13 protein-coding genes, 2 tRNA genes and 1 other RNA gene are annotated in these 15,550 nt (G+C 31.7%); all 16 read right to left on the bottom strand.

Annotation, left to right across the window (positions count from 1 at the left end):
* Positions 1–121: 121 nt before the first annotated feature.
* Positions 122–889, bottom strand: coding sequence for a YebC/PmpR family DNA-binding transcriptional regulator (locus tag B5D41_RS08015; protein WP_078810105.1), 768 nt, complete (start codon positions 887–889; stop codon positions 122–124).
* Positions 890–971: 82 nt separating this feature from the next.
* Positions 972–1,802 carry a prephenate dehydratase gene (pheA, locus tag B5D41_RS08010; protein WP_078810104.1) on the bottom strand — a complete coding sequence of 277 codons (831 nt, stop codon included), beginning with the start codon at positions 1,800–1,802 and terminating at the stop codon, positions 972–974.
* A gap of 21 nt (positions 1,803–1,823) precedes the next feature.
* Positions 1,824–3,533 (bottom strand): hypothetical protein, encoded by a 1,710-nt coding sequence (locus tag B5D41_RS08005; protein ID WP_078810103.1) that lies wholly within the window; start codon positions 3,531–3,533, stop codon positions 1,824–1,826.
* Positions 3,534–3,701: 168 nt separating this feature from the next.
* An RNA gene (gene rnpB / locus B5D41_RS08000) (RNase P RNA component class A) lies at positions 3,702–4,056 on the bottom strand.
* 78 nt (positions 4,057–4,134) lie between these two features.
* On the bottom strand, positions 4,135–4,740 hold the full coding sequence (locus tag B5D41_RS07995) for a ribonuclease HI family protein (protein ID WP_078810102.1): 606 nt from the start codon (positions 4,738–4,740) through the stop codon (positions 4,135–4,137).
* Positions 4,741–4,763: 23 nt separating this feature from the next.
* Entirely contained in the window at positions 4,764–5,480 is a 717-nt protein-coding gene (locus B5D41_RS07990) for a zinc ribbon domain-containing protein (protein ID WP_078810101.1), read from the bottom strand.
* 36 nt (positions 5,481–5,516) lie between these two features.
* A complete protein-coding gene (locus B5D41_RS14250) occupies positions 5,517–5,708 on the bottom strand; it encodes a TraR/DksA family transcriptional regulator (protein WP_078810100.1) in 192 nt (63 codons plus the stop codon).
* A gap of 67 nt (positions 5,709–5,775) precedes the next feature.
* Positions 5,776–6,897 carry a Nif3-like dinuclear metal center hexameric protein gene (locus B5D41_RS07980; protein ID WP_078810099.1) on the bottom strand — a complete coding sequence of 374 codons (1,122 nt, stop codon included), beginning with the start codon at positions 6,895–6,897 and terminating at the stop codon, positions 5,776–5,778.
* Positions 6,888–7,577 carry a tRNA (adenine(22)-N(1))-methyltransferase gene (locus B5D41_RS07975; RefSeq protein WP_078810098.1) on the bottom strand — a complete coding sequence of 230 codons (690 nt, stop codon included), beginning with the start codon at positions 7,575–7,577 and terminating at the stop codon, positions 6,888–6,890. Before B5D41_RS07975 ends, B5D41_RS07980 begins: the two co-directional genes overlap by 10 nt.
* A 265-nt stretch (positions 7,578–7,842) precedes the next feature.
* A tRNA-Ile gene (locus B5D41_RS07970) sits at positions 7,843–7,919 on the bottom strand.
* Positions 7,920–7,930: 11 nt separating this feature from the next.
* Positions 7,931–8,006: transfer RNA gene (locus tag B5D41_RS07965), tRNA-Asn, on the bottom strand.
* A gap of 155 nt (positions 8,007–8,161) precedes the next feature.
* On the bottom strand, positions 8,162–9,277 hold the full coding sequence (rpoD, locus tag B5D41_RS07960; protein ID WP_078810097.1) for an RNA polymerase sigma factor RpoD: 1,116 nt from the start codon (positions 9,275–9,277) through the stop codon (positions 8,162–8,164).
* On the bottom strand, positions 9,277–11,103 hold the full coding sequence (gene dnaG / locus B5D41_RS07955) for a DNA primase (protein WP_078810096.1): 1,827 nt from the start codon (positions 11,101–11,103) through the stop codon (positions 9,277–9,279). Before dnaG ends, rpoD begins: the two co-directional genes overlap by 1 nt.
* Positions 11,104–11,130: 27 nt before the next feature.
* The gene (locus B5D41_RS07950; protein WP_078810095.1) at positions 11,131–11,568 is read right to left on the bottom strand and encodes a YaiI/YqxD family protein; all 438 of its coding nucleotides are present in this window, start codon (positions 11,566–11,568) and stop codon (positions 11,131–11,133) included.
* Between the two features lie 157 nt (positions 11,569–11,725).
* Positions 11,726–12,736, bottom strand: a complete 1,011-nt coding sequence (locus B5D41_RS07945) for a deoxyguanosinetriphosphate triphosphohydrolase (protein ID WP_078810094.1) — start codon at positions 12,734–12,736, stop codon at positions 11,726–11,728.
* Positions 12,737–12,899: 163 nt separating this feature from the next.
* Positions 12,900–15,545 (bottom strand): pyruvate, phosphate dikinase, encoded by a 2,646-nt coding sequence (gene ppdK / locus B5D41_RS07940; protein ID WP_078810093.1) that lies wholly within the window; start codon positions 15,543–15,545, stop codon positions 12,900–12,902.
* Positions 15,546–15,550: the final 5 nt, after the last annotated feature.

Raw genomic sequence — 15,550 nt, 5'->3', positions numbered from 1 at the left:
GTTTTATTTTATATTCATCACAGTAAGCTGTTTTTGTTATCATTCCCTGACTAAGATGATAATATACTTCAATGTAAAAAGACATCCAGATTATAATTTCTAGATGTCTTCTAAACAAGTTTTATTCTTCTTCAGTTTCTATTTCTTCCATAATTTCATCAGGAATATCGAAGTTAGCATAAACATCTTGTACATCATCATGATCTTCTAAGGCATCAATTACTTTTAAAACTTTCTTAGCATCACTTTTATCGTCTAATTTGATTATATTCTGTGGAAGCATAACTACATCTCCAGAATCAAATTTATATCCATCTTCTTCCATAGTCTCTCTAACTTCCTCTAAATCACTAGGAAGACTAATGATCTCAATCATATCTTCTTCAATAGTAATATCTTCAGCTCCTGCTTCTAATGCAGACATCATTACCTCATCTTCATCTACATCTTCTTCTGTTCTATCAATAATTAATTGACCTTTCCGATCAAACATCCAAGCAACACATCCCTCTTCTCCTAAATTCCCACCACGTTTAGAAAGGATATGTCTAATTTCAGAAGCTGTTCTATTTCGATTATCACTCATTAAATCTAAATATAGAGCAATTCCTGCTGGTGCATAACCTTCATAAATAATACGTTCATAATCTACACCATCTAAGTTACCTGTGCCTCGGTCAACAGCCCTTTGTATATTATCTTTAGGCATATTATTATCTTTTGCCTTTTGGATAGCCATTCTGAGATCAGAATTCATTTCAGGATCTCCGCCACCTTCTCTAGCAGCAACAGCTATCTTCTTGCTTAATTTAGAAAACAATTTTCCTCTTCTTTTATCTTCTTTCTTCTTTTTATGCTTTATATTGGCCCATTTAGAATGTCCAGCCATCATGATACCTCCTTTTGAAAAAGCTTCTTATCTATTTTAACATAATAAGCCCAACTTTTCAATTTATTCTCTATTCATCACTTTAATACTTAAATTTAGGATACGAACCTAATATTTTGATAAATGAGGTCTTATTATCTAATATTGTTAAAGTTTCTCTAACTCTTTTTTTATGTTGACCACCTTCAAAATCTATAAAGAATATATAATCTCCTAACATTTTACGAGCAGGACGAGACTCTATTTTAGTTAGATTAATATCTCTTTGAGCAAACTCTTTTAATATTTCATATAAAATCCCTGGTCTATCTGTAAGTGGAGAACAGATTAACGAAGTCTTAGCATCATTAACCTTTCTTCTTTCTTTTTTATTTAAAACTATAAATCTAGTCCAATTCAATTCATTATCTTGGATATTAGATTCTAAAACCTTTAGCTTATTTAATCGAGCTACTAGTTTAGAACCGATAGCTGCCCAATTAGAATCTTTATCTGAAATAGTCTGTACAGCTTCAGCAGTACTGCTAGTATTTATTAACTTAAATTTATCTAAAATTTTATTTAGATTATCTCGACACTGAGCTAAAGCCTGAGGATGAGAAAGAACTTGAGTAACTTGTGATAAATTAGCCTTTCTTTGCCCAATTAGATTATGGTTAATCGGCATCAATACTTCCGCTATAATCTTCAAATCCACTTTGTGAGCCAATAGATCTAAGGTTATATTTACAGAGCCTTCTAAAGAATTTTCAATAGGTACTATCCCTGCTTCTTCCTCTTCATTAGCAATAGCTAACATTAAAGATTGAATATCTTCATAGGGGATTAAACTTATCGACTGACCACTAATAAATTCTATAGCTGCCTCATTAGTAAAGGTGCCTTCTGGACCTAAATATCCTAATCTCTCCATCTTATATCCCCTCCTTCTCTTCTATTTCTCAAATCGACTTTTAATAACTGTAGGCAATGAATAGTCTATATAATATTCTCGATATAGATTATTATTTAAACTTTGTACTCTTCCTTGGTCTGAATATGGTTCCCATTCTACGAAAACACAACTTTGGCCGGCCTCTCCCTTACTCAATTGATAATCAGAATCTAGAATAATCTTTTCTAACTTATTAAATAAAACTTCTTTTAAAATAGGCTCTCCATAATATTTTTCTAGAGTCAAATTACCATTTCTCAATAATCTTATTATGACTCTTCCTAGCCATTCTTCTCCTTTTAAATCAGTTATGTAAGCAACTAAAGTATTAGGCTGTAGATTAGCAGCAATTCTCGCTGCACTAGTTCGCTGACTATCAGGGTCTGGAAGCTCTAAACAACTGGTCCAATTCTGATCAGTCGATATTGATAGTAAATCTATAGGTTCTTGGGAAATAGTAATTTTAAATTCAAAATTATCTGGTCCTCTAGTATTAAATAGTTCTAAAAGTTGATCACATAGATTAATAGCATAATTCTTATAATAATTAAGGCCTAAATCATCAATAAACCCCTTTAAATTAACTAATAATTTCCCTATTTTAGGAGAATGCCATCTATAACAATTATCAACTTTATTATCATTTAGCCACCCTTTTAAGAACTCTCTAAATTCTAATTCACTTACTTGCTCTAACATGCTAAAAATTCGTTTCCAATCTTCCCAATCAATATCCACTATATCTTTTGGTCGATTCTTAGATTCGATTACTTCTTTTTTATCTTGGAATTCAGTTTTAATCTTAAAATGTAAATCCTTTACTTTATTAATAAACCTACTATAATTTAAATTAGTATCATATTCTATATGATATGTCCCCAGCAAATTATTAAAATAATCATTATAATAATTATTATTAATAAGTAAATATGTTATTAAAGCTCGACCATGGGCCTTCTTCTGACTAATTAATCGATAATAATATTCTTTTAATTGCCCAGTAAATAATTGCCTTCTTTTTCGTTCATTATAATTTCCTATTTTATAATCTTTTATTTCTAAACCTTGCTTCTTATCTAGCCACATAATATAATTTAATAATAAATTATAACTTTTCATTTCAAATTTAAAATTATATTTCCTTTTAAATTTAGTTAACCTTTTTAAAGTAATTATATTATTAACCGGATTTAAAACCCTTAATAACTTATCTTTAATATCATTAATAGCTAACTGCGTAGCATATAATTCATCTTTAAAATACATAAATTGCCTAAATGTTAAATCGAAATCCCAAACTTTAGTTTGAGGATTAGTACAAAATAATAAATCACAATCATAACCATTATAATTAAATGTAACTCTTTTACTCACTAACTCTTTAGAATAAGTCGCAGTAATCTTCTCTTCTTGTACTGGAGTTAAATCTGAAATGTTTTCTCTGCTATTTAATTTTTTAATTATTTTATCTGAATCTACTTTTATATTTATGAATATATCAATATCTGATGATTTTATTTCTGAAATAATTTCTTGGTCAAGTAAATAACTATCTGAGATTATCCCACCTGCAATTACTACATCTAAATTTAGTTCTAAAAATAATTCGTTAATCTCTTTAACTATCTCTGGTAATAAAAAATTAATTCTCTTTATTTGCATTAAGCCTAACCAACCATTCTTATTCTCCATATAAGAACTTTTTAACATACTTACTCACCTTCACGATATTATTCCTTTACTTTTCATTATATAATACTACATAATTTGCTAAATGTAAACATTACTAATCTAATCAATAATACTAAACTCTAATTTTCTTTAATATATTGTAAAAGACTTACCGATAATCGGTAAGTCTTTTAATCATAATATAAGCAAATAAGCAGACCTGTAAGCCGAGTTCTGTCATTTAAAGTAATCATCTATCTAGGGTAGTAGTTACCTACTACCTCAAGCGACCTAACCCGAGAAGATGGACGAGCAGCCCTTAACCTCCCCCTATTTGGTCTTGCTCCAGGCGGGGTTTACCATGCGGTGTCTGTCACCAGACCCCCGGTGCGCTCTTACCGCACCCTTTCACCCTTACCTACTTTACAGTAGGCGGTATACTCTCTGTGGCACTTTCCCGCAAATCACTTTGGCTGAGTGTTACCCAGCACCCTGCTCTATGGAGCTCGGACTTTCCTCAAGTAGAGATTCAATCTCTACTTACGATTACTTAGTCTACTTATTCGCTCAAATATTTAATTATTATCATCAACTGCTTTAACATGATAACACCTTAATCATTAATTGTCAAGTAGAATTATTAATTTATTCTTTTAGCTAATAATAAACCATAAATTATTCCTTGAGTTAAACTATCGTCCATATTAAGATCTCTATTTATAATTTGTGATTTAATTTCATTAATAATAGGAATTAAATCAGGTGATACTTCAAATTCTGTTACTTCTTCTTTTAGCTGATTGCTTAACTCATTTAAATCAAATTTTAATTCTTCATTCTGTTTATCTAACTGATCAATTCCTAAATTAGCTAATTTATCTGCCTCTTTATTCTCTTCCCTTGGAATATGTTTAAGATTATATTCTGGTATCTCTGCTAATAATGCCTTAACCTCATTATAATAAGGCTTTAATCTTTTACTCTTAACTCGATATTCACCGGTCAACTGTTTAATTACTAATTGACTATCTGCAAATAAATTAACAACCTTAGGAGTAAGGCTCTTTGCTAATTTAAGACCCTCTAAAATTGCCTTATATTCAGCAACATTATTAGTAGTCTCTCCAATATATTTAGCCAATTCTTCCTTCCTATTTCCTGTCTTGTCAAAGATAACTGCTCCTATACCCGCCGGACCAGGATTGCCCCTAGATGCTCCATCAGTATATATATTTAATTCTGTCATAATTTATAAATCTCCTCCCAGTATTACTCTTCACCAGTCCAATATAAAATCCGACCACAATTTTCGCATTTGATCATTTCATTACTATTTTTAACTGCTTCTGCATTCTTAGTAGACAATCCAACTCTACATCCCATGCAATAACCATCATTTAATTCAACTACAACTAAGCCTGCTTTCTTTTCCTTCAATCTATTATACTTAGCAATTAATGTGTCATCTAAATCATTATTTAATTTATCCCTTACCTTCTTCACTTCCTCTAATTCCTCATTTAATTTTATCTGTCTTTCTTTATAATTTTTCTGAAATTTAGTTAAATCATTACGATAAGTTTCTAATTTATTATTTAATTCTTCTTTATCTTCAACTAAATTCTCTAACTTCATCATCACGTCTAGGATTTCATCTTCTAATTCTGATTGTTGTTCTTTTAATTCATTCATCTTAGATTGTAATTGTTCCAATTCTTTAGGATTACTTTCTCCATTATATAATTGATCTTTATAATTTTTTATTTGACTATTTAATTTATTATTCTCATATTCTTTATTCTTAAGTTCATTATTTAATTCTTCTTTATTTTGATCTTTAGTCTTAATCTTTTTTTGTAAATTAGTAATTTTAAGCTCAATTTCTTCTATCTCTTTTAAAATACTTTGGTCATCCAAAGTATTTTTAATTCTATCTATATCATTATCGAATTGCTGTAATCTATATAACTCCTCTAACTCCGGCATGTTTTTTCCCCTTTCTAAAGAAATATTAGTATAAACTTAACTTCTTACAGCCCCTAATAAATCACAGTAAGTGTCTTGGTCCATTCCAACTTTTGTATTACTATCTTTAATGTCAGAGCCAAAAGTTTTTGCACAATCAATACATAGCCTAGTTAATGGTAATGCCTCTAATCTACCTTTATTAATTGCCTGACCACATATTTCACAAGTTTTAAAGTATATTACCATATTCCCCCTCCTTTCACCAACTTCAATACAAAAAGGTAGATCAAACAGCGAGTAACTGTTGACCTACCTAAACTATCTGTATAAATCCTTTATTACTTTTAGCACTACTAACTTCAATTTCTTCTAATCCTCGTTCTTGAATTTTAGTCTTAAGATATTCTACAATTCCTTTTTGCATAATAATTTCTGTACCATAATGTCCAGCATCTATGATTCCTAATCCTAATTCTACAGCTAATTCTGCATCATGATATTTTAGATCTCCAGTTAATAACAAGTCTGCTCCTTTAAAAGCTGCTTTCTTAATTAAATCAGCTCCACTACCACTGCATAGAGCAATTTTTTTAATCGTATCTACTTTAGGTTCTACAACCCGTAAATCAGCAACACCTAACTGTTTTTTTACTTGAGCTATTAATTCTACAAAAGATAAACTAGCCTTTAATTTTCCAATTCTACCTAAACCAAAACTCTCACCATTAATCTCTACTGGATAAATATCATAAGCAACCTCTTCATAAGGATGAACTTTATTTAACTTATTAATTACTCGTTTCAATTTACTAGCAGGTACTATAGTCTCTAATCTTACTTCCTTTACACTTTCCAATTGACCTTCTTCACCAAGGTAGGGAGTAGAATCTGCTAATGGTTTAAAAGCACCTACTCCTTTCATTTGAAATGTACAATCACTATAATTACCAATCCAACCAGCTCCTGCTGATGTAATAGCTTCTCTAACTTCATCAATACTCTCTTCTGGAACAAAAGTTACTAATTTCTTCACCTCATCTTCAAAAGTTGGCTGTAATATTTGTACATCTAATAAATCTAACTTATCGGCTAAGAGATCATTTAATCCACCTTTAGCTATGTCATAATTAGTATGCGCTACATAAATATTAATTTCATTCTTAATGGCACTCCTAATTATCCTGCCTATTTCTGTATCAAACCTAACCTCTGATAATGATTTGAAAATAACCGGATGATGGGAAATTATTAAATCTACTTCTTTTGCTATAGCTTCATCCATCACAGCCCGATTAACATCTAATGTAACTAATACTTTGCTTACTCTTTGGTCATAAGCACCAACCTGTAAGCCTACATTATCCCAGTCGGCAGCTAATTTCTTAGGAGCTAATTCTTCAATTAATTGAATCACTTGTTGAGCACTTAAAGACATCTAATTACCTCCTGAGTTTTAGCAATTTTTCCCTCTAATTGACTTCTTTTATTAAGTATCTCTTGATTCTTTGTGTCAGGCAACTTATTTAAGATGTGTTGCCAATTTTTCATTTTAGTATTCAAAAATTCTACATAAGATTCTGGTTTCTTCTCTTTAAGTCTAGGACCTATTTCCAATATGAAATCATCATGAATTATTTCTTCACCTGTTTCCGCTACTATAACCTCATAATACCTATTTCTTTCTTTAACTAAATCTTCATCTATAATTTTAAATTTATTATTAATTAACCAATCTCTTAAAGCTGCACTGGCATTCATCGGTTGTAATATAAATCTATTTATTGAATCAGTTATCTGCTGATTAGCAGATAAAATTTCCGATATAGTTATTCCTCCCATTCCAGCTATTACTACTGTCTCTACTTTGTAAGGATCTAAAATACTTAACCCTGGTCCTAATCTAACCTCAATTTCCCGTTCTAAACCAAATTTTTCTACATTCTTTAATGCTGCCTGATAAGGGCCAGACTTTATATCACTAGCAATTATCTTCTTACATTCATAATTTTGCTCTAAATGAATAGGAAGATAAGCATGGTCAGTCCCAATATCTGCTACGCTACAAGGTTTAGGTATAAATGATACTAACTTTAATAATCTATCTGATATTTTCATTTTTACTCACCACATATCTTAATTATTTACTCCAAAGAAACCTTAATTAATATAATATACATTTATGGTAACTATTATAACTAATATATAACCTCTATATCATTATATTCAATAGAGTCTAAAAAGTTCCTGCAATTTTTATTATAAAGAACAAAGTCAACACATATCTACAATTGTAAATAAAGATATAACTAAAAACCCCTCATCTAATGATGAAGGGTTTAATATACTTAATATGTAATCCATTTTTAATAAAATTATAAAATGGTGGACCCACTAGGATTCGAACCTAGGACTACTCGGTTATGAGCCGAGTGCTCTGACCAACTGAGCTATGGGTCCAAAAATCAAAATGGCTCCCCGAGTAGGACTCGAACCTACGGCTCGATGGTTAACAGCCATCTGCTCTACCAGCTGAGCTATCGGGGACCATTGGTAAGACAAAGATATTATATGATAAAATCATCAAAAGGTCAACAGACTCTATTAATGATTTAACTTGATTATCCCGGATTATCTAAACTTATCTTTTAATTACTCATTCATATTTACAAATAATTATTTCTAACAAATTTCCATTTAAATTAATCTAAATAATCTTTTAATTTCTTACTTCGGCTAGGATGTCTTAATTTACGTAAAGCCTTAGCCTCTATCTGTCTAATTCTTTCTCTAGTTACTCCGAATTCTTTACCCACTTCCTCTAAAGTACGGGAACGACCATCTTCAACACCAAATCTTAGCTCTAGCACCCTCTTTTCGCGATCACTTAGAGTATCTAAGACTTCATCAAGCTGTTCTTGAAGTAACATAAATGATGCAGCAGCAGATGGCGCTGGAGCATCTTCATCCTCAATAAAATCTCCTAAATGACTATCCTCTTCTTCCCCAATAGGAGTTTCTAATGAAACTGGTTCTTGAGCAATTTTCATAATCTCTTGTACCTTCTCTTCGGTTAAATCCATTTCTGCTGCTATCTCTTCAGGAGTTGCTTCTCTACCTAATTCCTGTAAAAGATGTCTAGAGACTCTTATTACTTTATTGATTGTTTCTACCATATGCACTGGAATTCTAATCGTTCTTGCCTGATCAGCTATAGAACGAGTAATAGCTTGTCTAATCCACCAAGTTGCATAGGTACTAAATTTATATCCTTTAGTATAATCAAACTTCTCTACAGCTTTAATCAAACCTAAATTACCTTCTTGAATTAAATCTAAAAATAACATTCCTCTACCCACATATTTTTTAGCAATACTAACTACCAATCGTAAATTAGCCTCTGCTAGCATTTGCTTAGCCTCTTCATCGCCTGCTTCCATTCTTTTAGCTAATGAAACTTCTTCTTCTGCAGTTAATAATGGTACTTTCCCAATCTCCTTTAAATACATACGAACAGGATCATCTATCCCTACTCCATCTGGAACACTAAGGTCTAAATCACTACTATTATCATCATCTTCTTCTTCTGCATTATCCTTAGACTTTTTATCTTTATTATCGCCTTCTTGCTCCTGATTAGCAACCTCAATCCCCACATCAGCCAATGTTTCATATATATCATCTATCTGTTCAGGGCTTAACTCAACTTCAGATAATGCATCCATTATCTCTTCATAGCTTAAATTACCATCTTTTTTTCCTTTTTTAATTAACTTCTTAACTTCCTTTTCAATTACTTTACGGTTTTTCTCAGTCATTAATTCCCCTCCTTTCCAATGATATCAGAATTATTGGCAAATAAATTTTGATATTCTCTTAAAAGTGGTCTAAGCTTAGCAAAGTCACCACTTGCTTCATATTCTTGTATTTCTTTTTCTAGTTTTTCTTTCTTCATCTTAAGTTGATACTCCTTTATTTTTTTTATATATCCTCTAGCATCTTCCTTGATCTGATACTCTCCAAAACCCTCTTCATAATTAATACTAACTGATAATTTAGTTAACAATTCTTTAATCTCCATATTATTTACTTGATCTAAAAGTTTCCCTACATTTAAATTTTCTAACCCAAAAATAAGATCTGCAACAGATTGATATTTAGGTGTAATAAAGTCCTCTGCATCGAGTTCTTCTTTAACTAAATTTAATATTTGAATATCTGTTAACATTAATTCTAAAAGTTTCCTTGCTGATTCTATATAAATGTTTGATTCTTCATCATTTTCAGCCGCACTATAGTTAGATTTATCTTTATTATCCCAGTTTTTATAATTTCTATCCTTATCTTTTTGATAAAGATATTTCTTTAATCTCGCTTTTATTGCCTTAATCTCTGTATCTATTTTATTAGCCACTTTCTTAACATATTCCGTCTGTTCAATTTCATTATCTATCTCAGCTAAAATCGGAATTATCTGATCCACTTTCTTTACTTTATCTTCAACTCTAATTGATCCATCATCTAATAAGATTTGTTCTATCTTAAATTCAATTAATGACATAGCCTCTTTTAATAAAGAATTAAAATATTCTTGTCCTCTCTCTCTAATTACTTCATCCGGATCTGCTCCTGATGGTAAGTCAACTACATAAACCTCAATACCTTCTTTTTTTAAGATATTTAACCCACGCAAAGTAGCTTGTTCACCAGCAGCATCTCCATCATACGCTATATACGCACGTTCTGCGTAGCGACTTAATAACTTAGCCTGCTCTTTAGTTAAAGAAGTACCTAAAGAAGCAACCATGTTATGGATTCCTGCTTGATATCCCGTAATTACATCAGTATATCCTTCAACAATAATTGCACTTTCTGAATTTCTTATCTCTTTTTTGGCTAAATTAAATCCATATAAATTGCGCTTTTTATTAAATATCATAGTTTCCGGTGAATTTAAGTATTTAGGATGAGAATCATCTAAAACTCTACCACCAAAACCGATTACGCGCCCTCTAGAATTAAAAATAGTAAAAATTACTCGATTACGAAACCTATCATAATATCCCTTTCCTTTTTTACGAGGAATAATTAAACCAGCTTGATGAATTCTTTGAGCTGAATAACCTTTCTTTTTTAAAAACTTAAATAGGGATTCCCAACTGTCTGGCGCATAACCTAATTTAAACTTATCAATAGTTTTACGCTTGATTTCTCGCTGTCTTAAATAATTGTATGCCTCTGATCCCTGGTCTACTTCGGTTAAAAGATAATTAAAATACTTAGTAGCCCAATCATGAATTTCATATATTTCACTTTTTTCAGTAGTCTGTCTCTCTTTAACCCCTCCTTGTTTAGGTAAAGAAAGGCCTATTCTTTCTGCTAATATTTTAACTGCTTCTACAAACTCTAAATTCTCAATTTCCATAATAAAATTAAAAACATTTCCACCAGCTCCACAACCAAAGCAGTGATATAACTGTTTTTCAGGACTCACCATAAAAGATGGAGTCTTTTCGTTGTGAAAAGGACATAAGCCTTTATAATTATTTCCTGCCTGATCCAATTTAAGATAATCAGATATCACATCGATTATATTATTGCCAGTTCTAACCTCATCTATAAAATCATCATTTATATATGCCAAAGCACCTCACCCTTAGATCATAAGAATCTAAATTATTTCTTTTAAAACGCGTTCAAATCTTTTCCGATCAGACTTAGAATACTTGCTAGGACCTTTAGTTTTATTACCACTTCTACGCAACTTAGCCGAATGATGTCGTTTACTTAAAAGATAATTAATATTCTCATCTGTAAATAATTTTCCCCGTGGTGATAATACTTTTACTTCTTTTCCTAATAACATAGCTGCTAAACCGTAATCCTGAGTTATTACAACATCACCACAATTGGCTAAATTAATTATCTTCATATCCGCAGCTTCAGGTAAGTTATCAACAACAATATATTTTACTAATTCATTGTTATCTATACTATTAGACCAATGTGACACACTGCTAACTAATGTCACTTGATAATTCACCTTAGCTGCAATTTCAATAATTAAATCTTTAACTGGACAAGCATCAGCATCAACTAGAATTTTCATTTTAATCTCCAATCATATAAAATAGGCAACAATAACAATTTTTCGATAAAAATCACCAAATTCCTTCTTCATGGAAGATAATTTTATAAATAAATATATATTATTACCATTAGAATCCAAAATTATTATTTCCATTTTCTATTGAATTATACATTTATTATCCTAACCACGGTTGAGGTAAGAATAACTCTTTACCTCTTTTTAAAGCATATCTATCTGTCATTCCAGCGACATAATCTGCAACTATCCTTGGTAAAAGCATTTCCTCTCTCCTATTTTTAAACTCATCTGGGAGATTGTCAGGATATTTATTATAATGAGTAAAGAGATTCTTTAATAATTCCTTAGCCTCATCTTCTTCTGTTTTAGCCCGTGAGCCAATATAGACTGTTTCATAGAGAAAACTTCTTAAATTATTTGTTTCCTTACTTACCTCTTGACTCATATGAATTCTATTGCGATATTGACTATTATCTATAATATCCTTAACCATTATGTCAATCCTCTTGGAATTCTCCTCCCCTAGTACTTCTAGAGCAGATTTTGGAAGATCATTTTTAGATATAATCTCAGCACGTAATGCATCATCTATATCATGATTAATATATGCAACCCTATCTGCTATTTTAACAATCTGCCCTTCTAAAGTCATAGGTTGTACTTCACCTGTATGATTTAAAATCCCATCTCTAACTTCAAGAGTTAAATTCAACCCAGGGTAATCATCAGATTTATCTTCTAATAGTTCTACCACTCTCAAACTTTGTTGATTATGCTTAAAATCCTTTATGTATACTTCAGCTAATGCTTCTTCACCAGCATGCCCAAAAGGAGTATGACCCAAATCATGACCTAGGGCTATAGCTTCTGTTAAATCCTCATTTAAGCATAACGCTCTAGCAATCGTTCTAGCTATCTGTGCTACCTCTAGTGTATGGGTTAAACGAGTTCTATAATGATCTCCTTCAGGAGCAATAAACACTTGAGTCTTATGTTTTAAACGCCTAAATGCTTTAGAATGAATAATGCGGTCTCGGTCCCTTTGAAACGCAGTCCTCACTTCACATTTAAGTTCTTTATACTTTCTGCCTGCTGTTTCTGTACTTAAAGTAGCCCTCTTATCTAAGTAACTTTTTTCTAATTCTTCTAAATTTTCTCTGTGAGTCATTTCTCTTAACTCACCTTCCTTAAGGGTATAGTATCTCTTTTAACTGTTATATTATTATTACACAATCCCCTTAAGAATTCCTTTAAAAAAGAAAAAGTAAAAGAAAATATAAAAAAGAGATAAGATGAAAAATATCTTATCTCTTTAAACCAATTAAGATTGATTATTCACTCTTGATTTTAGCTTGGGCAGCTGCTAACCGTGCTACTGGTACTCGATAAGGAGAGCAACTAACATAATTCAAACCATATTCATGGCAAAGAGCAATTGATTTCGGTTCACCACCGTGCTCACCACAAATCCCAACCTTTAAATCTGGGTTAACTTCTCGACCAGAATCAGTAGCTAAATTAACTAATCGTCCAACTCCATCTGCATCTAGAGAAATAAATGGATTCTCAGGAAGCAATTCTTTCTCTACATAGTAATGTAAAAATTTACTTTCTGCATCGTCGCGACTAAAACCAAAAGTAGTCTGAGTTAAATCATTAGTCCCAAAGGAGAAGAAATCCGCTTCCTCGGCAATTTGATCAGCAGTCATACATGCTCTTGGCAACTCAATCATTGTACCGATCTTATATTCTAAATCTAAGCCTGCTTCTTCTAATAATTGATCAGCCACTTTTTCTACTCTAGTTCTTAACGTCTTAAATTCGTTTACATGAGTAATCAATGGAAGCATAATTTCAGGTTCTACTTCTTTACCTTCTTTAACTAATTTAATAGCTGCTTTAAAGATAGCACTAACCTGCATCTCATAAATTTCAGGAATCATAATACCTAAACGACAACCTCTAAAACCTAACATTGGATTTGATTCATTCATATCTTTTACTTTTCTCAATAATTCTTGTTTTTCTTTTAATTCTTCATTGGCATCTGATTGCTGTAATTCTGTTACTTCTTTAACCAACTCTGTTAAATCAGGTAAAAATTCATGTAATGGTGGGTCTAATAAACGAACAGTTACTGGCTTACCTTTCAGTGCAGTGAATATTTCTTCAAAATCTTGGCGTTGCATTGGTTCTAATTTAGTTAAAGCTTCTTCTTTTTCTGCATCTGACTCACTAAGAATTAATTTTTGTACTATAGGCACTCTATCAGGAGCCATGAACATATGTTCTGTTCTACAAAGCCCAATTCCTTCTGTACCAAATTCATATGCTTTCTGAGCATCAGGACCGTTATCTGCATTAGCTCTAACACCTAAATCTCTATATTCATCAGCCCAATTCAAAATTTGCTGACACTCTTCACTTAATTTTGGTTCTGTCATCTTTACGCTACCAACCATTACTTCTCCGGTTCCACCATTAATAGTAAGGTTGTCACCTTTTTTGACAGTAGTATCCCCAACTACAAATTCTTCTACCTCAAAATCAATATTAATTCCTTCACATCCACAAACACAAGATTTACCCATTCCTCTAGCTACTACTGCAGCATGACTAGTCATCCCACCACGAGTAGTTAAGACACCTTCAGCAGCAATTACTCCATGAATATCTTCTGGAGTAGTTTCTAAGCTAACTAAGAGTACATTCTTTCCTTTCTCTTTTAACTCTTCTGCTTCATCAGCAGAGAATACTACTTCTCCAGAAGCTGCACCAGGTGAAGCTGGTAATCCCTTTGCTATTACTTCAGTTTCAACTTCAGGGTCTATTTGTCGATGTAATACTTTTTCAATATGTTTTGGTTCTACTCTTAACAATGCTTCATCTATCTCTATTAATCCTTCTGCCACCATATCAGCGGCTATTTTTATGGCAGCCTTAGCTGTTCTTTTTCCAGTTCTAGTCTGTAATAAATATAATTGTCCATTTTCAATAGTAAATTCGATATCTTGCATATCCTTATAATGTTCTTCTAAAGTCTCTGTTACTTCTACTAATTGATCAAAGACTTCAGGTAATTGTTCTTTTAGAGTTTGAATAGATTGTGGAGTTCTAATTCCAGCTACTACATCTTCTCCCTGAGCATTTAATAAATATTCACCATATAATTTATTCTCTCCAGTGGATGGGTTTCTAGTAAAGACAACTCCTGTTCCAGAACCATCTCCCATATTACCAAAGACCATTGTTTGAATATTAACAGCAGTTCCTAAGCTATGATCAATCTCATGAGCATCTCTATAAATAATAGCTCGCTTATTGTTCCAAGAACCAAAAACAGCTTCTACAGCAGTAATTAACTGTTCCATTGGATCTTGTGGAAAATCAATTCCTGCCTCATCTTTAATAATTTCTTTATATCTAGAAACTAATTCTTTTAAATCTTCAGTAGTTAAAGCCAAATCATTCTCTGCCCCAACCTCTTCTTTCAATTCATCTAAACCTCTACCAAATTTATAACCTTCAATCTTTAAAACTACATTCCCAAACATTTGAATGAAACGACGATAACAATCATAAGCAAAACGTTCATCATTAGTTTCTTTAGCAAATCCTTCAACAGCTTGATCATTTAAACCTAAATTTAAAATAGTATCCATCATACCTGGCATAGAAATCGTTGCCCCTGAGCGAATCGATAAAAGTAATGGACTATCATTATCACCAAAATTCTTGCCTGTTTTTTCTTCAAGCTCAATCAAGTATTCTTTAATGCCTTCCTTAAGTTCTTCTGTTAACTTTTCATTATTTTCATAATAAAGATTGCAAGCCTCTGTAGTTACTGTCATTCCTGGAGGTACTGGCAAACCTAATGTAGTCATTTCTCCCAAACTAGCTCCCTTACCTCCTAATAAAGGTTTTAAGTCTAAGGAACCTTCTTCAAATGAATAAATATCTTTATTCTTTGCTGACATTTTTA

Source organism: Selenihalanaerobacter shriftii, from assembly GCF_900167185.1.
In the GTDB taxonomy this organism is placed as follows: Bacteria; Bacillota; Halanaerobiia; order Halobacteroidales; family Acetohalobiaceae; genus Selenihalanaerobacter; species Selenihalanaerobacter shriftii.
This window is presented reverse-complemented; position numbering and strand designations above follow the sequence as displayed.